The 24,563-nt window shown below is 59.1% G+C and carries 19 protein-coding genes and 1 pseudogene; 5 read left to right on the plus strand and 15 right to left on the minus strand.

The genetic code is table 11. From position 1 onward, the window contains the following. Positions 1-195 precede the first annotated feature (195 nt). Complete coding sequence (locus BN3795_RS01345; protein ID WP_232729816.1) at positions 196-1,278, plus strand: LCP family protein; 1,083 nt, start codon at positions 196-198, stop codon at positions 1,276-1,278. Beyond that, on the plus strand, positions 1,271-2,566 hold the full coding sequence (locus tag BN3795_RS01350; protein WP_068782945.1) for a right-handed parallel beta-helix repeat-containing protein: 1,296 nt from the start codon (positions 1,271-1,273) through the stop codon (positions 2,564-2,566). The genes BN3795_RS01345 and BN3795_RS01350 overlap by 8 nt, the downstream gene beginning before the upstream one ends. A 587-nt stretch (positions 2,567-3,153) precedes the next feature. On the opposite strand, the gene BN3795_RS01355 is transcribed toward BN3795_RS01350, so the two are convergent. The 14 genes from BN3795_RS01355 to BN3795_RS01420 all read right to left on the minus strand — a co-directional run bounded on the left by BN3795_RS01355 (position 3,154) and on the right by BN3795_RS01420 (position 21,498). Further along, positions 3,154-4,734 carry a sugar transferase gene (locus BN3795_RS01355; protein ID WP_068782946.1) on the minus strand — a complete coding sequence of 527 codons (1,581 nt, stop codon included), beginning with the start codon at positions 4,732-4,734 and terminating at the stop codon, positions 3,154-3,156. Further along, a complete protein-coding gene (locus BN3795_RS01360) occupies positions 4,712-5,926 on the minus strand; it encodes a glycosyltransferase family 4 protein (protein WP_068782947.1) in 1,215 nt (404 codons plus the stop codon). The genes BN3795_RS01355 and BN3795_RS01360 overlap by 23 nt, the downstream gene beginning before the upstream one ends. Further along, positions 5,923-7,209, minus strand: coding sequence for a glycosyltransferase (locus BN3795_RS25780; protein WP_232729817.1), 1,287 nt, complete (start codon positions 7,207-7,209; stop codon positions 5,923-5,925). Before BN3795_RS25780 ends, BN3795_RS01360 begins: the two co-directional genes overlap by 4 nt. Further along, entirely contained in the window at positions 7,178-8,461 is a 1,284-nt protein-coding gene (locus BN3795_RS01370; RefSeq protein WP_068782948.1) for an O-antigen ligase family protein, read from the minus strand. Before BN3795_RS01370 ends, BN3795_RS25780 begins: the two co-directional genes overlap by 32 nt. Further along, complete coding sequence (locus BN3795_RS01375) at positions 8,461-9,732, minus strand: glycosyltransferase (protein WP_068782949.1); 1,272 nt, start codon at positions 9,730-9,732, stop codon at positions 8,461-8,463. The genes BN3795_RS01370 and BN3795_RS01375 overlap by 1 nt, the downstream gene beginning before the upstream one ends. Next, complete coding sequence (locus BN3795_RS01380) at positions 9,729-11,198, minus strand: polysaccharide deacetylase family protein (RefSeq protein ID WP_198524611.1); 1,470 nt, start codon at positions 11,196-11,198, stop codon at positions 9,729-9,731. Before BN3795_RS01380 ends, BN3795_RS01375 begins: the two co-directional genes overlap by 4 nt. 4 nt (positions 11,199-11,202) lie before the next feature. Then, positions 11,203-12,648 (minus strand): lipopolysaccharide biosynthesis protein, encoded by a 1,446-nt coding sequence (locus tag BN3795_RS01385; protein WP_068782951.1) that lies wholly within the window; start codon positions 12,646-12,648, stop codon positions 11,203-11,205. A 31-nt stretch (positions 12,649-12,679) separates the two neighbouring features. After that, complete coding sequence (locus tag BN3795_RS01390; RefSeq protein ID WP_068782977.1) at positions 12,680-13,783, minus strand: DegT/DnrJ/EryC1/StrS family aminotransferase; 1,104 nt, start codon at positions 13,781-13,783, stop codon at positions 12,680-12,682. Positions 13,784-13,879: 96 nt separating this feature from the next. Continuing rightward, positions 13,880-14,467, minus strand: a complete 588-nt coding sequence (locus BN3795_RS01395) for an N-acetyltransferase (RefSeq protein WP_068782952.1) — start codon at positions 14,465-14,467, stop codon at positions 13,880-13,882. Positions 14,468-15,759: 1,292 nt separating this feature from the next. Then, positions 15,760-17,286 (minus strand): nucleotide sugar dehydrogenase, encoded by a 1,527-nt coding sequence (locus tag BN3795_RS01400; RefSeq protein ID WP_232729818.1) that lies wholly within the window; start codon positions 17,284-17,286, stop codon positions 15,760-15,762. A gap of 16 nt (positions 17,287-17,302) precedes the next feature. Further along, positions 17,303-18,322, minus strand: a complete 1,020-nt coding sequence (locus BN3795_RS01405) for a Gfo/Idh/MocA family protein (RefSeq protein ID WP_068782953.1) — start codon at positions 18,320-18,322, stop codon at positions 17,303-17,305. After that, the gene (locus BN3795_RS01410) at positions 18,319-19,011 is read right to left on the minus strand and encodes a YveK family protein (RefSeq protein ID WP_068782954.1); all 693 of its coding nucleotides are present in this window, start codon (positions 19,009-19,011) and stop codon (positions 18,319-18,321) included. Before BN3795_RS01410 ends, BN3795_RS01405 begins: the two co-directional genes overlap by 4 nt. A gap of 11 nt (positions 19,012-19,022) precedes the next feature. Then, a complete protein-coding gene (locus BN3795_RS01415; RefSeq protein ID WP_068782955.1) occupies positions 19,023-20,099 on the minus strand; it encodes a polysaccharide deacetylase family protein in 1,077 nt (358 codons plus the stop codon). Positions 20,100-20,220: 121 nt separating this feature from the next. Continuing rightward, positions 20,221-21,498 (minus strand): glycosyl hydrolase family 28-related protein, encoded by a 1,278-nt coding sequence (locus tag BN3795_RS01420; protein ID WP_068782956.1) that lies wholly within the window; start codon positions 21,496-21,498, stop codon positions 20,221-20,223. A gap of 173 nt (positions 21,499-21,671) precedes the next feature. On the opposite strand from BN3795_RS01420, the gene BN3795_RS01425 reads away from it, so the two are divergent. The 3 genes from BN3795_RS01425 (at position 21,672) to BN3795_RS01435 (ending at position 24,338) form a co-directional block, all read left to right on the plus strand. Continuing rightward, positions 21,672-22,595, plus strand: coding sequence for a GNAT family N-acetyltransferase (locus tag BN3795_RS01425; protein ID WP_068782957.1), 924 nt, complete (start codon positions 21,672-21,674; stop codon positions 22,593-22,595). A 180-nt stretch (positions 22,596-22,775) separates the two neighbouring features. Beyond that, positions 22,776-23,654 carry a hypothetical protein gene (locus BN3795_RS01430; RefSeq protein ID WP_198524612.1) on the plus strand — a complete coding sequence of 293 codons (879 nt, stop codon included), beginning with the start codon at positions 22,776-22,778 and terminating at the stop codon, positions 23,652-23,654. A gap of 3 nt (positions 23,655-23,657) precedes the next feature. Then, positions 23,658-24,338, plus strand: a complete 681-nt coding sequence (locus BN3795_RS01435) for a sortase (protein WP_110944930.1) — start codon at positions 23,658-23,660, stop codon at positions 24,336-24,338. Between the two features lie 26 nt (positions 24,339-24,364). On the opposite strand, the pseudogene BN3795_RS01440 reads toward BN3795_RS01435, so the two are convergent. Continuing rightward, a pseudogene (locus BN3795_RS01440) lies at positions 24,365-24,563 on the minus strand (DUF58 domain-containing protein); the annotation flags it as partial.

Genomic DNA, 24,563 nt, shown 5'->3' on the forward strand with positions numbered 1-24,563 from the left:
ACCACCTTATGAAGGTCTAGTCCGGAATAGACTGAAAAAAATGCCGGCATTTCATCATGGTGGCACGTTTTCGCTCATTCGGGAGAAGGGCGGCGGTATCCCATTCCGCGTATAGAATCTCGATTCCCTTAATATACTGCTATGAATTCCTTTAACGAGATCTCGCCTAATTCGCTAGAGACGGAGTGGAAACGAATGAAAATAAAAATACGCAAAGCTGTAGCCATCCCTTTGATCCTTCTTCTGCTTCTGGCTGGCGGTCTGCTGACCGCTTATTTCAAATACGAGCCGTCCCGGCATTTCCGCAGCACGGACATCCCGGTATTGGCCACGCCGGAGTCGGCCGGTGAATCGGAGGCTTCGGATCGAACTGCGAAGGGATTCGGCAAGGAAACGAAAGGAGCCGGTCAACCCGGCGCTGACCGCACGGGCACGGCTGGAGAGGCTGCGGCGGCAGATCCTTCATCGGCCGAGGAGATCCGCGGAGCCCGGGGCAGCTTTAACCTGCTGCTGCTGGCCACCGATGCCCGGGCGGACGAAGCCTCACGCACGGACGTATTGATGCTGGCTCACGTCAATCCGGAGCAAAATACGGTCAGCCTCGTATCCATCCCCCGCGACACCCGGGTCCACCTTCCCGGCATCGGTTTGACCAAGATCAACCATGCTCACGCGATGGCGGAAGCAGGCGGTAAAGGCGGCCATGCCGGTACCCTCGCCGCGATCCAGGCTGTCAGCAATTTATGCCGCTGCTCCATTAACTATTACGTCAAAACCAACTTTGACGGATTCGAGCATTTCGTCGATACGATCGGCGGCTTGGACGTTAAGCTGGATGCTCCCGTCAAGCTGACCTATAATTATCGGACCTTGCCTGCCGGTGAACAGCATTGGAACGGCGAGACCACCCTCGATTTCGTGCGAGAGCGCAAATCGCTGGAAGACGGCGACAATGCCCGGCAGCGAAATCAGGCATTGGTCGTTCAGGCGATGGCCCGTAAGCTGCTCACCCCGGACAACCTCGCCCGGCTGCCTGAGCTGATCCGGCAAGTGAAGGAGGATATTTTGGATACGAACCTCACCGATGGCGATATGCTTAGTCTGGCTTGGATGGTCCGCGGGATCGACCCCGAGGAGATGTACTTTGTCCAGTTTCCGGGGAGCAGCGGCAAAGCCCATGACCCGCTCGTCGACGCCGAGCTCTATTACTGGCTCCCGGATATGATGGCCTGGTCCGAGCTATCCCGTCGCGTCCTGGGGGATGCGTCCGATGAGTAGATCGCTCCTGCCTCGTACGGCCGACCGGCTTCGCCCCGGCGGCGGGAAGCCTCGCCGGCCTCAGCTCCAGGGGCTGGTTGCCATTCTGCTTATTGTGGGATTGAGCTGGGGTTTGCTGCTGCGATGGGGGCCTTCCCCTCCTTTCCCTTCTCCCAGCTTCAATGTGAAAGATGCCGGTGCCAAGGGAGACGGGATCACGGACGATACCGCTGTCTTTATGCGCGTGCTTCGCCAAGCGGCAGCCACCGGCCGCAGCACAACCGTCATTGTTCCCCCCGGCACTTACTTGCTCAGCTTGGACGAGCCGCTGCCCGTTCGCAGCGGCGTAACTGTCCGCGGTCTGGGCCGTCCGATTTTGAAGTTCCGGGCAATCACCAGCGCCCGTTACGGGTTTGAGGCCGTTTCGGTCCAGGGGCGCAAGATCCGCATCGACGGCGTCGTGATAGACGGCGGCGCACGTCTGACCCGCGGCATCGGCATCCATAGCGGTTCAACAGACGTACAGATCGTAAACAGTACAATCCAGGATTTAAGCCAGCCGTTAGAGCCCAAGCACCCGTTGTCCGCCACGGTTGTTGCCGGCATTATGATCTACGGCGACACCAGGGACGTTCAGATCCTCGGCTGCACGCTCACCCGGATCTCCGCGCGAGAGGCTGCGCCGGTCGCCCGGGGAATTATGGCCTGGAGCGAACCCGGTCGGACGATCGCCCGCCGGGTCAATATCACGGGCAACCTCATTTCTTATATTTCACCGCGGGAGGATGCGGACGGTATCTATTTTGATCAGCCGCCGGATTCCTTGCCGCTATCGGATTCGGTCATCTCAGGCAACGTCATCCACCATGCCGCCAAACGCGGCATCAAAATCTCCGCTCCCGGCATCGTCGTGAAGAACAACCGGATCCTCAATTCCTTTTTCGGGAATAACCGCTATCTCGTTACGCCCAAAGACCCGCTGCCCCAGGACATGTACGCCGCCATATCCGTTTATGCCGGCGATGTGACCGTGTCCGGCAACATCGTCGGGGGGGCCGGCAGCTACTATGCCGCGATTGAAGCCGATGTCGGTGCCGCAGACGGCGTCGTCATCGAGCATAACGTCATCGAAAGCGGCGGGAGCCCGCCCTTTCCTAATTCGAGCGGGATCCGCCTCGGTCAAATTGGCGGCTTCCAAATTACCGGAAACACCATCGGCGGCGCCGAAACGCCGATCCGCTTGTCGGACGAAGCCCGGGCAGCGCTGGCCTCCGGAGCAGGGACACTGACGGACAATGCGGTGGAGTAAGGGATTGATTAGTTTTTGCAGCGTGCTTGTTCTAGGTTACTTTAGGGGGCGGGTTGGGGGTGATGCGTGCGTACTGTGTGTTGGGTTCGTGCTGGATGCGTGTTGGTGGATGTTGGGGCGAGCTGCGTGTGTGCCGTGTGTTTTGGGGTGTGCAACGGGGGCGAGTGGAGTGTGTATTTGGCGCATATTGTGTGTGTTGAGTGTGTGTTGAGTGTGTGTTGAGTGTGTGCTGGAGGTGTGTTGTGTTGGGGCGAGCTGCGTGCGTGAGAGGGGCGGGTGGAGGCGTGCCATATGCGAGTTGGGTGTAATTTGCCCTGGAGAAGGGACTGTTATAATAAACGATGGATGGGCACACCTTATTTTCAAAAATGTTGCATTTTCTACAACACTTCAGACACTATTCCGCTCAAAAACCCCGAAATGCTGCAATACCTGCAACATTTCGGGGCTTTTTGCCTACAGCACTCTAAATTTGTTGTACTTTTTGCAACATTTCGGTTAATCATCTCCTAAATGCAAGAAAATGCTGCCCAAAATGCAACATTTTCGGCTAAAGCGCGCGGCTAAGGTGCTGTTACCTGTTGCTGTTACTGCATTCCCGTTGCCGTTACCGTTGCTGATGCTGTTGTTACTGCTTCAGTTACTCTCTCTGTTGTTACTGCTTCTGTTACTTTCTCTGTTGCCGCTACAGACGTTGCTACATCTGTTGTCACTACTGGCGGCGCTGCTGCTGGTACCGCTACGGACGTCGCTGCAGCTGCGGTTGCCGCCATCCCCTCTGCCGCTACAGCAGTCAATCCCCCATTCGTCCCTCCGGCAACTTCGACACCTTTAGCTTGCTCGCGTTGAATCACGACCCGGATCGTCTGGAACAGGATTTTCAGGTCGAGGAGCAGGGAGTACCTTTTGATGTACATCAAGTCGTATCGGAGCTTGTCGGAGGGTGTGGTCGCATACCCGGCCATCACTTGAGCATACCCGGTTAACCCCGGCTTCACCATCAGCCGGTAGGTGTAATGCGGCAGCTCCTCCTTGAAGCGGTTAATAAAGAACGCTCGCTCCGGACGCGGCCCCACCAGGCTCATCTGTCCAAACAGCACGTTGAACAACTGCGGAAGCTCATCGATGCGGGTGGCGCGAATCCACTGCCCCAGCCGGGTCACCCGCACATCATTGCGTCCGGCCAGAACTGGCCCGGTCCCCGCTTCAGCTTCGTTCACCATACTGCGGAACTTGTACAGCGGGAACGGTTTTTCTTGCAAACCGATGCGTTCCTGGACGTACAATGCCTTCCCCCGGGACGTCAACGGGATCACGAGGAACATCGCCAACATCACAGGGGATGCCGCTAGCAGCAAAACCGAAGATACCGCAAGGTCAAAGAGACGCTTGAACAGGCGCTCCGGCAGCGTCAACTGCGGCGGCATAAGCGAGTAAACAAGCAAATCGCCAATTTGCTGCGGCTCGGCGTCGGCCAGATACAGCTCGTAAAAGTCAGGGACCATGACCACCTCGATATTCCTCCGCCCGGCGGCCCGGGCCCACTCCGCTTTCGTCCCGGGAGCTAGCCCCGGCCCGATGAGCAGCGTCTCCATCCCATCCCAGACCTGATCCGGCAACGTTTCGCCTGCCTGACAGCGGTCCACCCGTACAATTCGCTCGACGCGAAACCACGGCTGGCCTTGCTCCAGCAGGCTGTGCAGCGCTTCGTCGCCGGGCGCTTCACCGTTGATGACGGCTAACGTTCTTTTGCGGCTGAACCCCTTGCTCTGGATAAAAAACAACAATAGACGGAGTGCGAACGACAGCATCAGTTGGGCCGCAAAAGCAAGAAGCAGCAGCCTCGGGGTCAAGCTAAACTGCTTGCTTGCATAACCGAACACGATGAGCTCGGCTGCAACGAACAGCTGCGCCAGCAGCAAATTCCACAGAAATTGCGCCGGCTTCCGCCGTCCGGCCAAATCGTACAGGTTAAAAAAGTAATAGGTCATCACCGTAAACAGCCCCAGCCACGGAGCGCTGCGTAACGGAGCATCCCCCAGCAAGGCAGGCGAGCTCCAGCTCCCCTGCAGCAGCCCGGCTGCGAACCGGTAGCTGGTATAAATGATCAGCAGATCAAGCAGAAGAAGGACCGCCTTCATTCCGTTATTTCGGTACAGCTTGATCATAAGCTCCTCCCCCTTCCGCACCCTTCAGGTGCGGTTGATCCTTCCGAGCCTCCGTGCGCTCGAACAATCCCAAATCCGCGTAGATCGCCGACACATCACGGCGAATCCGGTCCAAATCGTACAGCCCCGCCAATTTGCGGCTGTATTCGCCCATGCGCTGCCGCAGCCCGGCGTCCTGGTGCAGGCGCTCTAGCGCGGCGGCGGCGGCCGGCACGTCCCCGACCGGAACGAGGTACCCGTTACGTCCGGGGACAACCAGGTCACGGCTGCCCCGCACCGCCGTAGCCAGCAGCGGCTTGCCGGCCGCCAGCCCCTCCAGCAGCGCCTTCGGCAAGCCCTCCCGCCGGGACAGGAGCGCCACGACGTCGACGGCCTGCAGCAGTTGCGGCACATCGCGGCGGTAACCGAGAAAGCGCACGGCCTGAGCTATTCCGTGCTCCGCGGCCAATTGCCGGCAACGCGTTTCCTCCGGCCCGGCCCCGGCCAGCAGCAGCACGGCAGGAACGCCCCGGCGGCGCAGCTCGCCGATTGCCCGTATCAGTTGCGCTTGATTTTTATTGCGGTTCAGCTCAGCGATGCAAAGCACGGCAAGGTCGTCCGGAGCCAAGCTCAGATCGCGGCGCAGTCGCTGGCATGCTACATCCTCGTGACCCGCATGCAAGGGCAGATCGACGCCAACCCCCGGGACATAAACCGATCGACCACGCCCCGGAAAAGCAGCCGCCCGCCGTTCATCCTCCCGGTTGATCGTGACAAGCACATCGGTCCACCGCGAAACCAGCCGCTCCAGCGGATAATACAACAACCAGTTAAGCCAAGGCGCTCCGGTGTAAAAATGGAACCCGTGCGCGGTATATACTACTTTAGGATACGGTCGACCCGCCAGTCGGGCAGCCAGCCGCGAGACTACGCTGGCATTCGGCGTATGGACATGAATCAGGTCATACCGCTCCCGCTTCAGCCAGCCGACCAGTTCCCGCAGGGCCCGAAGATTGCCCGGCGCCAGCGGATTGCGGCTAAACGGCAGGTCCCGGCATTCGAACCCGGCGGCGTCCACCTCCTCCCGGCCGCGATCCGGGGCGGCGTAGGCATGGACCGCAAACCCGGCGTCCCGCAGGTCGCTCATAAAGGGCAAATGGAACGCCGCTAAATGGGCATAGACGGTGGCGATATAGGCTGCTTTTCGCTTCATCCCTCATGCGCCTCCTTGATCAGCGCTCGTGCGGGCGGCAGCTTGCAGCCGGACGCCTGCTCGTAGAGCTCAATCCACTTCCCGGCAACGCGGGAAATGGCATAGTTCGCCGCGGCATGCTCCCGCCCGCACTGCCCCATGGCCCGTCGTTCCTCGGGCGGCAGGGCCATCACCCGCTCCATGGCGCGGGCCAGCGCGGCCGGTTCCTCTGCCGGCACGAGGTAACCATTCACGCCGTCCAGGACAACTTCGGCATTGCCGCCCACTGCGGTTGCGACGATCGGCAGCCGGCCGGCGCAGGCCTCGAGCAGCACGATCGGCAAACCTTCCCATTTTGAGGAGAGCACAAACCCGTCTGCAGCGTGAAGCAGTGCCGGCATATCCGTGCGGATGCCGAGGAAGCGTATGCTACCCGACAACCTCAGCTCTTCCGCTTGCCGCTCGATCTGCGACCGTTCCGGCCCGATGCCGGCGATCCACAACATGCTGTCCGGGAAGCTCTGCCGCGCTTCGGCAAAAGCGAGCAGCATGGCAGGGTAATCCTTCTCCGGGACGAAACGACCCGCAGCCAGCCAAACGAATGGCTCCTGCCTCGGAACCAACGCTTCTTTTGCCGCCGTCTTTGAACCCGTGCAGTGTTCCGTCTCCGCGTTGTGCCCTTCGCCTTCCACTTCGCCCCCGGCGTCGCATCCCTCTCGCTCGCTCCCGGCTCCTCCATCTCCTCCAGCTCCCAGTTCGGCCCGCAGCTGCCTGCGCCCCTGCCCATCTCCGCCAAAGCGGCCAAGATCTATTCCGTTCTCCATCAACCGGATTTTACGGGCAGGAGCAATCCTGCGCTCGGTATATCTGCGCACCGCTTCCCGGCTGACGTTGGTCAGCAGGTCTCCAAGCGGATCGGTTAGCCGGTACAGCATCTCTCGCCGCCAGCCTCCCTCGTTGACGTTGTGGGCGGTGCAGACCAAGTAGGGGATGCGCACAAACAACCGCGTGATGCGAGCCAAAATATTCGCATGCACCAGATGGCTGTGAACCACATCGGGCCGCATCCGCCGAATCAGGCCGGCCAGGCGAACAATCGCCCGGGGATCCGGCACGCCTTTTTTCATGCCAAGGCTAACCACGTCGACTCCCAGCTCCTTAAGCTCCTCCAAATAGGCAACAGGCGGGATCATCGTCGCCAAAGCGACCTCGCAGTTTCTCGCCCTCAGCTCGCGGCACAGCAGCAGAACCTGGTTTTCCGCCCCCGCGTAATCAAATCCGGTGATCAAAAACAAGAGCTTCACGTCGAATCTCCACTCCTTCCCGTTGCTTTACCGGCAGCAGCGCCAATGCGGTCATCGCCATCACCACATACTCATAGTTGTAGCCGAAGTCCCCGCTGACCAGGGCGTATCCGATCGACTGCACCAGCAGAATGGCCAGCACCGGTGTCCTCTGGTATGCGGCCCATAAGGAGAACAGCACGGCGAAGGACCATAACGTCAACCCTGCAAATCCTCCTTCCGCGGCAATCTCCAACACCAAATTATGCGGAAAATCCCGGGCCAAGGGCGGGGTGACGCTGCCTAGCCCGGCGCCGAGAAAGGGAGCGGATTCCAGCTTCTCCAGAGCCCTCGTCTGCAGGTCCAATCGACCGATGTAGTTATCGTCGCCCTGCAACTGGTTTCGGTCGAACAGGACCATGAACCGGCTGCTCTCCACCCATTCCGCCAGCCGCTCCGCATAAGCCGATACAACCCCGCCTGCAATAATCCCCAGGAACAGCAGGGGCACAGCCAGGCGCGACAGCCTCCCCAGCTTCCGCTCTCGGAATTTGCGGATCAACCAGATGCCGAAATAAAGCGCATTGGCGAGCAAAAAGGCCGCCAGCGGCCCGCGCGATTGCGTAGCCAAAGCCGAAGCCAGCGCGGCTCCCAGCGACAGAAGCCGAACCGGCAGCGGAATCCGCGGAGCCCATAGACAGATCGTTGCCGTAATCAGCGAGGTCCGGGCGTTAAAGATCGGGTTCCCGCCAGGCAGCGTCAACCGGCCCGGATATTCCTGGTTATACTCGCCCATCAACAGATGCAGCACCGCGTAGGCCAAGCCCGCCCAAGCTACTACGGTCCAGGAAAATCGGCCGTATTTTCGATAAACAAGGTAGACATAAAGCGCCGGAACAACTCCGTGGGCCAACAAAATCATTTCTTTCATGAGCCCGTTTGATTCGGCAGGGGCCCAGGTCAGCGAAATCAAGACATAAACGAGAAATGCCCCCCATAACCAGATTCCCTGGTCCCGCAGCGTCTCCAGAACGATCGACGGCTTAAGCAGCAAAGCAACGCCCACGGGCATCAGCGGCACACCGATTAACAGGATTAACGATTCACCGGGAACGACTAATTTATAGAAATAAGCAAAGAAATCGAAGTAGATGCAAAACGCAAACAGGTAGGCGGCATCCACCTTCATTTTGAAGGACCACAAGCATTGGAGCATAAAAAATATGACAGCCGCGGCGAGCAACGCCATCCACAGCAGGGAGATCTCCGCCATCATCCGTTCCCTCTATCCCGCAACCCGGCAACCTGCTGCATGTAAGCCACCCTCGCCGCCTCCTTAACGGTTACGTCCAAGTGACGGACCTGCTCCCGCTTCACCCGCCGCCCTCGCCACTCGCGGGCAAAACGCTCGATTGCGGAGAGATGGCGTACCGTGTTCCCAGGTTCAGGCGGAAGTTGGAGGAAGAACGGGACCGGCTCCGGAAAATCCGTCTCGCGGTAAGCGGCGATGACCGGCAAGCCGTTGGCCAAATACTCGCGCACCTTCAGCGGCGAAGCCTCTTCCATGCCCTTTCGATACAGCGCCAGCGTGCCGATGGCGATATCGGCCCGGTCGAGCAGCGGCTGATATCGATCACGCGTCAACTGGCCGTGAAAAGCCATGTTTGCCGGCGCTTGCAGTCCGAACGCCGCCAGCTCGCCGCGCTCCGGCCCGATGAGGTCAAACCGCCAATCCGGCTTCACCGCGGCCAGTCGGGCGATCTCATCGAGACCCTGCCAGGCCTGGCCCGGCGAGCTGATAAACACGAAGCGGACCGCCTCTTCGTCCCTAGGCGGAGCCATAGCGGCCAAAGCCGCCGAAACAGACGAAGCCTTCGCATCCCTAGCGACCGGCGGCGCTGTCGCTGATACGGACGCTGACGCTACCGAAGCTGAAGCCGAGGCTCCCCCCGGTTCGGCCCCCTCACGGGCCGCCGCCCCCTCTCTCCCTTCGTATCCCGCCACAAACTGATCCAACGGGATACCGTTGCCAATGACCACGCCGCTCTTGGCATACCGTCGGAAACTCTCCGCTTCCGCCAGTTCGCCGCTGACGAACACGTAACCTCCGGCAGCTTGCAGAACCCGGCGTCGCGTCAACAGGTGGTAAATGCGGCGAAGCCTGAGTCGCCCCCCTTCCAGAGCCAGCTCCGCCACGTCGTTTGTGTTGATCTCCAGCACGGACGGGTAATCGCGGAGCAGGCGGGGCAGGGAAGGATAATACAAATCGAAGCGGTGGTAAATGACGTCCGGCTCCCAAGCCCGCACCTGAGCAGTCAGCGCTTGAAAGCGGGGAGTCCGGCCCAACCGGCCGCGATACGTCTCACGGTAGACGGGCAGCCCGCCGGTTTCCGCCTCCGTCCATATGGCGGCAGTCCCGCGGCTGAACAGGAACAGGGCCGGCTCATGGCCCAACGCTTGCCAGGTTCGCGCTTGGCTGATGATTTTTTTGAACACACCGCTCTCCGGCCCTTCATTCCAGTGGATCAGATAGGCGATTTTCACACATTCTCCCCCTTCCGGCTGAGTGGTCCCAGCAGCTCCAGCACCAGCTTGCGGTATAAGGACCGGTCCGATGCTTTCACGAGCTGGCTGTTATGCCACAGCATCGTGAAGTCGCCGTGATGCTTCCGGCATTGCAGGTACAGCCGGCGGATCGTTTCGTAGGCTTGTTCGGGGCTGAGCCCCATATATTCCGGATGAAGGACCGTCTGGTCCATGACGATTAACGGACGCTCGCGCAGCTTCAGCTCCCGCCGGGTCTTCAGGTTAAACACCGGATATTCATAGCAAACGCCGCTGCGGAAGCCAGCCTGGTCCGCATAGCTGAGCGTACTGTCGTAATCCAGGCCGGCGTCCTCCCAGAATTGCCAAGTATCCGGCGCTCGCCAGCGTAAATAATGCTGCCGTCCGCCCCATACCGTCTGGCTAATCCCGTTGGCTTCGGCGACCTCCCGCAGCTTCTCGTATTGCCGGCGGATGCGCGCAGGGTTCAGAAACGTATGATAACCCGGGTGCAGCCCGATCTCATGCCCCCGCGCATGGATGTCCCGCAGAAGGCGCTGGATCGCGGGATCACCGATGGAATAATTGCCGTCCAAACCGGACTTCGCCCGCTGCTCCTCGGTAATGAAATAAAAAGCGCTGCGCAGCCCGGCTTGTTCGCTTAACTCCATCATCCAGGCAAACGTGTTGTACGGATCCCGATCCAGCGTGCGCCGGGATCGGAGGAGCATGCCTGCTTTTTGGCGGACGGATTCGAAATCGCGGCGACGAACGGCATCCATGAGAATATCGCGGACCATGCGCAGCCGGCTGCGGCCGTAAACGTAGAACGGATAATCCACATCATGGCTGAGGAAGACGCCCCCCTCCCGCTTTCTTCGCGTCAATTCCGGCCAGAGCTTGCGCAGCAGCTCCCATAACAGCTCCACATATTCATTGACGATCGGACGGTGCAGGAAGGACTCGCGCCAGGCCAGCGAACGGCGTCCCGGAAACCGGTCGTGCCGATCCCGCTCCCGGTGGGCCACCTCTTCATACCTTGTCAACATAAACAAGCAGCTGCCAAACACGTCTACTCCCAGGTAGAAGCCTTCCTCACCCGACTCGTTAAGCGTCTCGACGTAACGGCCGGCGCGGCCCTTTTGACCATAGATGACGGGCAGGGGTTCCTCCTCCGGCCCTCTCGCCGGCGGCACAAAACGATCTAACGGCAGCTTCGGCAGGGAAGCGCGGGTAAGCCACAACGAATCGGGCGTCTGCAGCAACACGTCCGGCATGCAGAGCCTGCGGGCCGGGGAACTCTCCCGCTCCTGGAGGGTCTCCGCTGCCGTTGCTAATGTTATTTCGACATGTTCTCCATCCCTGTATGTGATGGTGTAGTCCAACCCAAGGAACTCGCCTAGGATGACGCGGTAGATGTACTCTCGTTCGGCGGCCCTTGCTGGAGGTGAATAAATCTTCAACATCCCGTTATCCTCGCTCCTTGCCCAGTAGTGATCTCTCTGCGGAAGCTTCTGCAGAAGCGACTTCAGAGGTTTCCAGGGAGGCTTCGCCCTCGTTGACTGCCCCCTTGTACTTTCGCACGGAAAGCCACGACAGTCCGAGATGCAGCGCATACCCGACCGTGGACGCCGCGCTGAACAACCCGATGGCGACCTCCGCTGATTGCTGCGTATGCCAGGCGAAATACAGGGAGCCCAGAATGAGCACCGACCGAATGATCTCCCGGTACAGATGCAGGTCCTGGCGCTCCATCACATCGATCGTAGAACCCACGGAATTCGCCACAAACTGGCTCAGATACATGATCGACAAGATGCGGATGAAGCTGCCGGAGCGGGCCCACTCCTCGCCGAATAGGAAGGAGAACATGTAGGGACCCACCGCAACGATGGCAAAAATGACTAAAGCGCCGAACAGAAAAACGTTGCGAACCGTTTTGCAAAATAAGGGATACAGCCTGTGGGGTTGGTTGATCATGGAGTCGGCGGATTCCGCCAGGTAGACGTTGCGGACAGAGGTCATAATCAGCGTCATCGGAGATCCGAGTATCCGCTGGCAGAGTGCGAACCACCCCGCGACCTGCGGGCCGTAGAACGATGCGAGCAGGATGGTTGGCACGTACAGCACAACGCTGTTCAGCAGACCGGCAGCCATCGAGAGGAACGGAAAACGCCGATAGCGGTAGGCGCTCTCCTTCAAGTCAGCCCAATCCGAAGTGATGGCCTGGCTTTTGACGTCCCGGCGCCAAAGCCTCCACTGCGGCAGCAACCCGCCGAACCGGCCTATAATATCGCCGATAATCAGCCCCAAGGGGCCCAGGTTGAACAAGCTAAGCCCGATTTGCGAGGACACCTGGCTGAGACTTTGCGTATATTTCGTCCGGGCGAGCGGTTTGAAGTATTTTTTGCGAATAGACCAGTAGTTCAGGATTTGGTAGAACCCGGCACCGAACAAGCTGACGATAAAGAACAAGTAATAGTGCGTCAAATAAGACTCGTGCAGCCAAGCCGACAGCGGCTCCTCCAGGATATGAATCCCGATCCCGCTGGCAATGCTGACCCCAATGCAGATGCGAAGGGATAAGCTCAGCACGTTAGAGGCGGTGCGGTCATCCTCCGGCAGCGTGATGGCATTTTCATAGGAGAAGGAAATCACCATCAGCAAGATCCCGATAATCGACAGGTACATGGAATACGTCCCATATTCGGTTGGCGAGTAGAGACGCGTCAAAATTGGCAGCGTCGCCATCACGATCAACTGGCTGATCACCGTTCCGCTGGCCAACACGGCAACATTCCGCAGGAACCCGTCGTTCTTGAGCTTCCGCAGCAAATCGTGCAGGCTTCGGAGCCGCAGCAACTCCTTAAGTTGCCTGAGATCGCGGATCAATTGGGAGGAGAATTTTCTCATCATGTTTGGCATAATCGTCCTTTGAAAAAATAAATTAGCCCATCAGCCTGCGAACCTGCCCGGCGATGCGTTCCTGCACCTCTGCGCTGATCTGCGGCCAAATCGGCAGCGACAGCACCTCCTGCGACAGCCGCTCCGCCAGCGGGAAGATCAGGCCGCGTTCGGCATAGACCGGCAGCCGATGCACCGGCAGCGGGTAATACACGATGCTGCTGATGCCCGCTTCGGCGAGCCCCGCCTGGAGCGCGTCCCGCCGGCCGTTCAACACCCGCACCGTGTATTGGTGGAACACCTGCGTGTCGCCGGCCGGAACGTCGTCCGGCAGCTGCAGTCCGGGGATGTCTCGCAGCAGTTCGCGGTAGCGCGCCGCGGCCTGGCGGCGGGCTTCGTTCCAGCCGTCAATATAGGGCAGCTTCACCCGCAGAATCGCCGCTTGGATCTCATCGAGCCGGGAATTGAAGCCAATCCGCTCGTTATAGTATTTGCGCTTCGAGCCATGCGTCCGGAGCATCGCCGCCGCTTCGGCCAGCCCGGGATCGTCCGTGACCAGCAGGCCGCCATCTCCGTAGGCTCCCAAGTTCTTCGACGGGAAAAAGGAGTAACACCCCAGCTCCCCAATCGTGCCCGCCTTGCGTCCCCCCGCCTCGGCGCCGAAAGCCTGGGCCGCATCCTCAATAACGAGCAGTCCATGCCGGCTCGCCAGCTCCATCAGCCGTCCCATGTCCAGCGGACGGCCGAACAGATGCACCGGGAGGATCGCCTTTGTCCTTGGCGTGATCGCGGCCTCAAGGCTGTCCAGATCCAGGTTATACGTCAGCGGATCCACATCGGCGAATACCGGCTCCGCCCCCACGCGGCTGATCGCTTCCGCTGTGGCGAAGAACGTAAACGGGGTCGTGACCACCTCGTCCCCCGGTCCGATTCCGGCTGCCAGCAAAGCGATCACCAGCGCATCCGTACCCGAATTCAGCGCAATCGCATGTTTGGTTCCCAAATATTCGGCAGCTTCTTGCTCCAATCGCTTGACCTGGCTGCCCATTATAAACGCCGCTTCGTCCAGCACGCCTTCGATTGCCTGCATCAGCTGCGGCTTCAGCTCCGCAATCTCCCGCTTCAGATCCAGCAGCGGGATGGGCAGCTGTTGTCCAGCTACCGTCGCGGTTCCCGACTCCGGTGAATTCCCGGCTGCGCTGTGCGTTTGTTGTCCTCTAATCCGTAATGGCTCCATGCCCGCTCACCCTTCCTTAGTGATCACTACCGCGTCTTGTTCCAGCCGGTATTCCCGGCCGCAGTCGCCGCATCGTCCAGCCCCGCCGCTAAAGCCCAGCGTCTTTCCGCAGCGGCACACCCAGCCGATGCGCCGGCCGGGCACCCCGGCGATCAGCGCATAGGGCTGAGCATCGCGGGTTACGACCGCCCCTGCGGCGATCAAGGCCCACTCGCCAACCGTAACTCCGCAGACGATGGTGGCGTTCGCCCCAATCGAAGCGCCGCGCCCGACCCGCGTCTTGAGGTAATCCTCGCTGCGATTGCGCGGGAACGCTGCGCGCGGGGTCCGCACATTGGTGAAAACCATGCTTGGCCCGCAAAACACCTCGTCCTCCAAAATAACGCCCTCATAGACGGAGACGTTATTTTGGATTTTCACCCCGTTGCCGATGCGGACGCGATCCGCGACGTAGACGTTCTGCCCCAGGCTGCACCCGCTGCCGATGACTGCCCCGGACGAGACATGGGCGAAATGCCATATTTTCGTCCCCTCTCCGACCTGCGCCCCCGGATCAACAACCGCCGTTTCATGAATATATCCAGTTCCGTTCATGTTATTAACTCCTCATAAGGTTAATGGGTAATGACCTGTTATGTAGAGCGGGATGGAGGTGTGAGTGCGTATGTTGCATTGTTGGATTGTTGGATGAAGTACAGCATTTCCTCGCTGCCCCAGACTAACTTTGGGCTAAAATGTTGCAGGCAATGCCGGGCAATGCAACATTCGGGGCGTTCCCTCACCATTCGGACCATAAATGTTGCACAAATTACAACATTTCAGCTACTCTCCCGCCGCCGGGACCAAAATGTTGCACATCTTGCATCATTTCAGCGGTTTCCCCACCGCTCAGACCAGAAGTGTTGCACTAACTACAACATTTTGGCTACTATCCCCCCGTTTAGCGCGTAAATGTTGCAGATAATGCAACATTCGGGGCGTTCCCTCACCATTCGGACCATAAATGTTGCACAAATTACAACATTTCAGCTACTCTCCCGCCGCTGGGACCAAAATGTTGCACATCTTGCATCATTTCGGCGGTTTCCCCACCGCTCAGACCAGAAGTGTTGCACTAACTACAACATTTTGGCTACTATCCCCCCGTTTAGCGCGTAAATGTTGCAGAAATGCAACATTCGGGGCGTTCCCTCACCATTCGGACCATAAATGTTGCACAAATTACAACATTTCAGCTACTCTCCCGCCGCCGGGACCAAAATGTTGCACATCTTGCATCATTTCAGCGCCCCCCCTGCGGATTCCCCGGCCCAACTCACGGACCTACAACCGAACCGCTAGTTCGCCAACTCAACTCACAAACCAGCCGGCTCATCTCACTAATTCACGGACTTATCCACTCACCGACTATGGACTTACTCAGCCTCGGACTTAGCAACTCAACAATCGCTGCTCATGGACCTACTAAAGTTCGGACTTCCGCACTCACCGGTTCATGGACTTACTCAGCTTCGGTCTCAGCAACTCAACAACTCATCGGCTTATGAACCTACTTATCGCTTACCTACTTATCGCTTACCTACTTATCACGCCGCACTTGCTAAACACGTATTTACAAACTCATGACTTCCCCACTCGCAGGCTCACCGACCTGTCACCTCTCAACCACCCTCACTTGTCACCGCACCCACTTGTCGCTTCTCAACACTCTCTCACTCACCCACTCACCGACTCATCACCTCTTAACGCTCCTACTCGCCCACCCACCTACTCATTACCTCTCACCGCTCCCACTCGCCACCTCGCCCAATCAGCCGTCGCCTGGCTTGCTGCTCGCCATCCTGCCCTAGCTTGGTTGCTGCAGCACCGGCAAGCGGGGCCGGCTTCTACAGCAAGTGGTACCGCTCCGGCTTGAGCCGATCTTTCATGGCGTTGCGGGTGTCGAGCAGACAGCGACTGGCACGGCTAATCAGCTCGTAATCGAAGCCCGAATGGTCGGTCGTGATCACCGTAATGTCCGCCTCCCGCAACCGCTGCTCGGTCAATTCCTCGCAGGCATAGGTGCGGCCCCGATGCTTGAACTCCGCGATATGCGTGTCGCTGGTCCATACGGCAGCGCCCCGCTCCTCCAGCAGCCCGATCATTTTCAGCACCGGCGATTCCCGGTAATCGTCGATGTCCTTTTTGTACGCCACGCCCAGCAGATAGACGGTCGAGCCGTTTAGCGATTTGCGGTCGCCGTTCAAAATATCACCGATCCGGCGCACTACGAACTCGGGCATGGCATTGTTGATCTCCCCCGCCAACTCGATCAGCCGGGTGTGGTACCCGTACTCCCGAGCCTTCCAGGTCAAGTAAAACGGATCGACAGGAATGCAATGCCCGCCAAGCCCTGGCCCCGGATAAAAGGCCATAAAGCCGTAAGGCTTGGACTTCGCCGCTTCGATCACTTCCCACACATTGATCCCCATCCGACTGCAGAGAACCGCCATCTCATTAGCCAGAGCGATGTTGATATGGCGGAACGTATTCTCGTAAATCTTCTCCATCTCCGCCACGGCCGGACTGGATACGACGTGTACATCGCCGTTCAGCACTTCGCGATACAACGACTCAGCCACCTCCGAGCACGCCGGGGTGACGCCGCCGACGACTTTAGGCGTATTTTTCGTGTTGTAGGTTTTGTTGCCGGGGTCCACCCGTTCCGGAGAATACGCCAGAAAAAAATCAACGCCGCACCGCAGCCCCGTCGCCTCAAGGATCGGCCGCACCAGCTCCTCCGTCGTCCCCGGATATGTAGTGCTCTCCAGCACAACCAGCATCCCCGGGTGCAGGAACCGGGCGATTTCCCGCGTAGAATTCTCCACATAGCTCGTATCCGGCTGCTGATAAATATCGAGCGGCGTCGGAACGCAGATCGCCACAGCGTCCACCTCGCGCAAAAACGCGTACTCCGCGGTGGCCCGCAGCCGCCCGTCCCCCACTATTCCGCGCAAATCCTCATCCACCACGTCACCTATGTAATTGTGACCCCGGTTCAGCATTTCGATCTTGTGGCTCTGCACATCAAAGCCGATAACCCGGTAGCCGGCCTTCGCTTTCTCGACCGCCAACGGCAAGCCGACATATCCCAGCCCGATCACGCCGATGACCGCCGTCTTGTCCTTCAGCTTACGCAGCAGCTCCGCTTGCACCTGCCCGTTCCCAATCCCGTAACCGTACCCATGACCGTACCCAAAACCGTTCTCGATCTCGTTCCCGTCATCATTCTCGTTCACAATCAAGTTCCCATTCTCGATCTCAGCATCGTTCCCATTCCCAATCCCGCTCTCATTCTCGTTCCCGTCATCGCTCCCGTTGCTCCCGGGACTCCTCATGTCCTCCATCCATCTGCTAGGCACTCCGCTATGCATGACAATCGCCTCCTTCCTATCCGAGAGTATGGGCAGGTTCGCTGCTGCCCCCGCCGGTCATATCCAGCGCCAGCTTCACCGCACGAATGCCGTCCTCCACTGTGATTTCCGGTTCCCGGTCCTCTTGGACGGCCCGAACCAGATCGGCAATGATGCATTGGTGGCCCGGCACACCGTAAGGATCCTCGTCCACACCGCGGATCAACGCCTCCGTCGCTTCCCGCGACATGGAAGCGCACACCCAGTGCCGGATCCAATTGGCCGTCTGGCCCCCAATGACGGCGTATCCCTCTTCCCCGAACACGGAGATGCTCTCCTCAAGGTTATGCCCGTACACCGTGGTCGCCGCTTCGATCACGCCCAGCGCACCGCTGGCCAGCCGGATCGCCGCGATCGCTACATCCTCCGCTTCAATCTGCTTCAGCCGGGTTGCCGTCAGCGACTTGACCTCCGCAACCGGACCGAACAGCCATTGCAGCAAGTCCAGCCCGTGGATCGCCTGATTGAGCAGTACCCCGCCGTCCATCGCCTTCGTTCCCCGCCACGCCGCCTGGTCGTAATAGGCTTGGCTGCGGTTCCAGCGAAGGGTGATATTGACATGGCTCAGCTTGCCGAATCGCTGCTCCGCAAGCGCCGCTTGGAGGGCCCGCATGGCCGGACGGTACCGATTCGGGTGGACAACCGTCGCTTTGACGCCGCTAAAGCGAACGGCTTGCCGCAGTTGCTCCGCCTCTGCCAAGTCCAGCGTCACCGGCTTCTCCAGCACGAGATGTTTGCCCGCTCGGAGCGCCTCCATTGCCAATCTTGCATGCAGCCCGCTCGGAGCGCAGATGCACACCGCGTCAATATCGGGCTGCTGCGCCAACATTGTGCCGAGATCCGGATAGGAGGCGGCCGGTGTGATCGCCCGGAGTTCCGCCAACCGGTCCGGATTCGGATCGCATACGGCCACTAGGCGGGCGCCTTCCGTTTTTTCAATCGCATCGATATGCTTGTTGGCAATATGACCGCAGCCGGCGATAGCGAAATTCATCATTTGGCGGCCCTCCCTTTATATTTCTTCTCGATCCGAATCAAGGCGTCGCCAAGCTCCGAATAATCCTCCGGCAAGTGCCGGCGTGCCTGCCGGTTCTTCCTGCTGCGAAGCTGCCGGGCATCAAGGATCAAGGCAAGGCTCAGCCCGGCGAACAACCCCACGAAGCCGGCGAGCGCGAGATTCAGCGCTTTGCGCGGGCTGACCGGCGTTTGGGTCTCCTCCAAACTGGCGGAATCGAGAATTGAAACGTTGGCACCCGCCACGATCTCTTTGGACTTGGCGATGAAAGTTTCGGCAAAGGCGTTGGCGATGGCGACCGCTTGCTTCGGATCGTCTCCCGTGTAAGACAGCAAGATCACCAGCGTCCCCGGGTCCGTGCGGACCTTGATTTTCTTCAGCATTTTAACGACGGTATCGGGAGTGGATACCTTCTTCTTGACCTCGGCCGCGATATAACGGCTTTGGATCGTATCCTCATAGGTTTTGGTCAGCATCTGGCTGGCTAAAAACTCATTGTACGTGCTCGATTCCGGATTCGAGGCGATATTGGCCACCAGACTCACATTGGCCCGGTAGGAGGGGTTTACCACTTCGTTCAGAAGCACAGCCAGTCCGACACAAGCCGCCAGGACGAGCAAGAATGCGAGATAATGCCGCCGGACAGCGTTCCATACGGCCACCATGTCCATCGTCGTTCACCTCATTCGATTAATGCCTGCAAGCTTCGGTTCTCTGCATCATCCGCCGCAGATTCAGCCGCGATTTCCGCCTCCGCCTCCGCTTCCGATTCCCCGACTCCCGCCAGAATTCGCTCCCCCAATTCCTCCATATTCATGCTGACCATGCCATATTGCTCTGCTAAGAGGCGGAAGTGGCGGATTATGTTATCCAGGGATCGGAACGCCGCCTCATCGGCCGCATTATACGGGTGGAGCCAGAGATGATACACCTGCCCCTGCCGCGCAGCCTGGGTCATGCCGTTCTTGATCCTCTTGATCCGAAGTCGCTCCAGCCGCCTGAGCGGTTCGGGCGGGGACCGGAAGAAGAAGCTGGCCGGAAGATCGATCGGCAGACGGGGCGAAATGGAATCCACCGAATACGTATGATGCCCCGTCAGGTTGATATAGCTGTCGGCTAATCTCAGCGCTCGGCGCAGGAAGGGGTCGGAAGCGGAATAACCGCCGCGGTATAAAGCGTGACGGGGATTCCCCCGGTAGGTCTTGAAGCCGAGCTCCGGCAGTCTGCGCATATACTGGCGACGCAGCTGGTTCCGAGGGAGCACCAGGCTTTGCAGGGGGATCCCCCTTTTTTCCGCGGCGGCTACGGCCGCTTGCAAATCGCTGTAAAACTCGTCTACGGTTTGGCCCTTCTCCGTGCAATAAAAATGCGAGAACGTATGCGAGCCGATCGCTTGACCCGGGGTTTGGCGGATTTGCTCAATCAACGTTGGGGCGTAGAGATAAGGATCCTCCGCCTCCCCGTCTCCGACCGCTCCGGCTTCGATCTCGGCGTAAGGCGAAAGTCGGGGATCAGCGTAACCGGGTTTAAGCGCCGGCAGACCGGCCAGCATTTCCCGCCTGTCCGCAAAAAACAGCAGCCCCACCGTCGCCCAGGTTGCGTGAACGCCTGCCTCCTGAAACAACTCTAGTATTGCGGGAATCCATTCTCTCTCTCCCAACCATTTCGCACCGTACTCCGACTTGGTATAAAGATCCCGAACTCCCCAATACAGCTCGAAGTCGAGCGAAACGACCAGGATGCCCGCTTTTTCCCCCACTTTTCCTCACCTCACTTCGGGCCAAGCCGCAGCTTCTACCGTCTACCAAGTTGATTGCTATATAGTTTTATATTCAGTTGCCTGCTGATTTAGTAGTCTGAATTTGAAAAATTCATCCCGCTTATTGCCGAACCACGACGTTTAGGCTGGTCGCCGAGGAACTTTTTACTTTGTAAGCCGCCGCTGTGATTCGATTGCCGGTGCAGAGGATGTTTTTTTGCGCATACCCGCGCAGATAGGTCGTCAAGTCAATCCCGCCGCCCTTCGGCATTCGGATGACGTTGTTTTCGATTTGCCCCTTCTCGGCGTTCTGCCAGGTCCAGATCCCGCGTTCGCCGTTTTGCAGCTCATTGCCCCTAATGACGAACTCGCGGATATTTCCGAGACGGATCGCCGTCGTGCCCTTGATCTCGCTTTGGCTGCCCATGACAATGGAATTCCCTTGCAGGGTCACGTTTTCGACATAGGCCCCGGCCCCGACCTCGATCGCCGCATAGAAGCTGCCGCTACCGGCGATTTGGTTCCCTTCTACGACGCTATCCCCGCCATAAATGCTAATCGCCGCGTACATGTCCGGCGCCAGACGGCCCTTGTCCGCACCCATATAGAAGTTATTGCTCAGATACGGATTATTGACCGTATTCCCTTGAATCGTGACGCCTTTTGCAAACACCTTAATCGCCCGTTTGGCGCAATAATCGAAGCGGTTGCCGGCAATCAGACTGCCGACCCCCGTACCGCGGTTCTCCTCCATAGCCGGGTCTTCATAGTAAATGCCATCCCCGTCATCCGCCGGCCCGATATGGTGAATGGAACAGCCGGTGATGGATACCTTCTTCGCGGCACGTTCCCTGCTTCCCCAGGTCGTCGTTACGTAAATCCCCCGGGCGACAAGACCGGTCTCGCCCCCATTTCGAGCGATTACATCAGCGACCTCTGTCCCCTGGATGGCAATCGATTCCGTATTTCCAAGCACCACAATGCCGGACACGACCCCCGCGTAATATTCGCTGCGCTTGTCGCTGTGATGGGTAGCTCCTTGAACGAGCAGCCCTTGAACCGTCACCCGCGCACTTCCCCCGGCGATCGTCAGGACCCGGTTCACTCGCCGGTTGCCGTCAAGCACGAGGCCGTTCAACTGGACGTCGGACCCTGTCACCCGCATCAACTCCCAACCAAAGCGGCTGGAAGCCGCACGGAGGATCGAAGCCCGCCCTTCCCCTTGAACCGTGGTATTGCCGCCAACCCTCAGCGTTTGGGCCGGATTGACCAGATAAATTCCCTTAGGGAAATAAACGGTATCTCCCCTTGCCGCCGCCTGGTTGAACGCTTTCTGAATGGCTGCGGTGTCGTCCGTAACTCCATTGCCCTTCGCTCCGAAACTCGTTACCGATATCATTGGACTTCCCTCCTATGCGATGGTTGATTATATATAATGCCGAGTCTCCCCGGAGGGAGCGGCATTTGCCTTGGTTTCCAACAGACCCGCCCCGCTCGCATATTCGCATGGACAAGAACATAAGCTGGCAATAAGGCACGGCATGCCTTTAAAAAGAGACTCGAGGTAATCCTATGAACAATCGTGAATTATGGGAAAAATGGGCGGAATTCCACACTCGAAAATGGGGCTGCCAGGCACGCCTGATCCGTTGGCAAGCCCCTAATTCGGCGGCATGGGGGGAAGGGTTGTTTTTCTTCAACCGGAGAGGCCACTTGTATTTGCCGCCATTGAATCCTTATCACCCCTTCGTCTTCCACCCGACGCCGACGGATAAACCTTATAAGCTGACCCGGCAATGGCATGAGACGGCCCAAGCAATGATCCCGGATTTGCTGAAGTCCCAGCGCAGCGCAAGCTTCGTATTTCCGCCAGAAATCGCGGATATTCGTCCGTTGTTATGGAGCGGGTTGAAAGCGGAGGTGAAGTACACCTACGTCGTGAGTCTTCCCTACACCCTCGATCAGGCCAGCACGGAAATCCGCGCGAAAATAAAAAAGGCGGCAGCGGCCGGTTACCGCACGGCGATATCGCGGGATATGGCGGAAGTGCATCAATGCCTGCAGGGGACGGAGTCGCGGCAAGGCTTCAGCCACCAGCTTACGCTGCAGGATCTGGAGCTGGCTCAGGAGTTGCTCGGGGAACAAGCTTTTCGCGCCTATGTCTGTTACGCGCCCAGCGGCGAACCGGTCAGCGCCAGCGTCGTAGTAGCGTTGGATCGTCAGCGCGCCTTCGGGTGGATCGCTGCCAGCAAGACGGAACATCTCCCCCGCGGCGTGGTTCAGCAATCGCAAAGCTTCGCCCTGCAGGACTTATCGGACCTCGGCTTCGCCGAATTCGATTTCGCCGGAGCCAACCTCCCGACGGTCGCCTATTCCAAGACCAACTGGGGCGGCCGAGTCACCCCGTACTATCTCGTCCGGCCTCCTGGAATGAAGGAGATCCTTCGGGCGGGACGCGATTGGGTGCAATTTGTTCGGCATTCGCGGCACTCTTGATCGCCTACCGTTCGCCTGATTTTCCCCCCTTCCCATTTAGTAAAAATTAGATATAATAGATCTAAGCATTAGTTCGTTATAACGAACATTCTAGCGAATGTCGCTGCCCTCCGGAAGAGAATGATCACCTACAGCAGCCAGAGTGGGCCGAATCGCAAGGAAGGGAAAGGATGGAGACGATTGAGTAGAGTGAGGAATCGGGGCTACCGCAAATACGCCGCGGCGGTGTACGCCGCTTCAATCCTGGCAGGTGTCGTATGGCATGCAGGACAGGCCAGCGCCGCAGACCCGATCAAGCTGCGGATCGGGACGGAGTTCAGCAGCGAGCTGCCGATGAGCAATTTAAAACCCGGAGACCGGGTAGAACGGACGTTTACCGTTGCGAATGACAGCACCGTTGCTGTTGATTACAAGGTGCGGACGCGCTTTGTCGCAGGGGACACCGAGTTCTACGACGTCCTGCAATTGACGGTGAAGGACGGGGACACCGTCATCTATGACGGAGCGTTGCATTTGGAACAGCAGGACATCGCTTTGGGACGCCTTGCGGCGGGCGGGGAGAATGAGCTGGATTTAAGCGTGGTATTTCCCGAGGAAGCCGGCAACGAGTATCAAGGCAAAACGGCGACGATCGCGTTCGCCTTCACCGCCTCCGCCGAGGAGCCTTCAAACGGCGGCGGCGGTGGCTCCAATCCGCCGGGCAATGGACCTTCCCAGCCGAATGATCCGACTCCGACTCCGGTGAATGGCGGCCATCCACCGGGGAACCCCGGAACGGGACCGGGCCAGCCGGGCGGGCAACCTCCGGGCAACCCTTCCGGGGAGGAGCCTGATTCCTCTGCACCGGAACAACCGGAGGAGCCCGCTCTTCCGCCGCAACAGGGACAACCGCAGCCGGCGGATCCGGGACCCGGGCCAGGACCCGGCCCGGGCATCGGCGGATCCGGGATGATGGAGGAGCTGCCGCAAACGGCGAATCCGTGGTTTAACTTGATTCTGATCAGCCTGCTTGCCACGGTGGGAACCGGCATGTTCCTCCGCAAATCCGGGCGGGAATAAACGATGAGGCGGAAACGTTCGTTACTGCGAATGGCGGCATGGGTGGTGTTTTCCAGCTCCCTGGTTGTGTTGGCCTTCTCCACTTTCCAGGCGATCCGCGCTCCGCTGAAGGCGCAGCAAGCCCTGCGGCAATGGGATGAGCTGAAGCGGGAAGCGGAAGGCGACCGCGCAGCACGGGCAGCAGACGAAAGTCCACTGTCCCCGGCGTTAGCCGGAAAGCTTCGGCTGACGGGCGGCGACGACCGTTCGGCTTCGCCTGCTCGAACGGCGGCGAATGGCGAGCTTCTCGGCGAGATCGCCTTCCCTTCCCTCGATCAGCGCTATGCGATCGTAGAGGGGACCGGGAACGGCCCCCTGAAATTAGGGGCCGGGCATTATGCCGGCAGCCCGCTTCCAGGCGAAGACGGCAACAGCGTGCTCGCCGGACACCGGGACACCGTCTTCCGCAGCCTTGGCCAGCTGAAGGCAGGCGATCGGATTGAGGTGGAGACGGCTTCAGGGCGCTTCACTTATGAGGTGACGGGCCGGAGAATCGTTGACGAGGACGACGCCGATGCCGTCCAGGCCTCCGCCGAGCCGCTGCTGACGTTGATTACCTGCTACCCTTTCACCTATGTCGGTCCCGCCCCGGAACGATTGCTGCTAACAGCCAAATTAATCGATGAAGAAGCGCCGGACTCTTGACCGGCGCTTCTTCAATGTCTGGCGATTTAAACCGCAGGAATCTCCATCCATTCCACGCCGTTGCCCTTCTGCCGCAGCAGCTCTGCGGTTTCCGCCAACTTCTCGCCCCGGTGGCAGGAAATGATCAGGTAGTCGGTATCGGTTGTCCCCGCCTCCAGCTCGAGCTCCAGCAAACGAATCATAGAGGCGGTTTTTTTCAGCAACACTCGAGCCAGGGGCTCCAGC

It is taken from the genome of Paenibacillus phocaeensis (assembly GCF_900021165.1).
In the GTDB taxonomy this organism is placed as follows: Bacteria; Bacillota; Bacilli; order Paenibacillales; family Paenibacillaceae; genus Fontibacillus; species Fontibacillus phocaensis.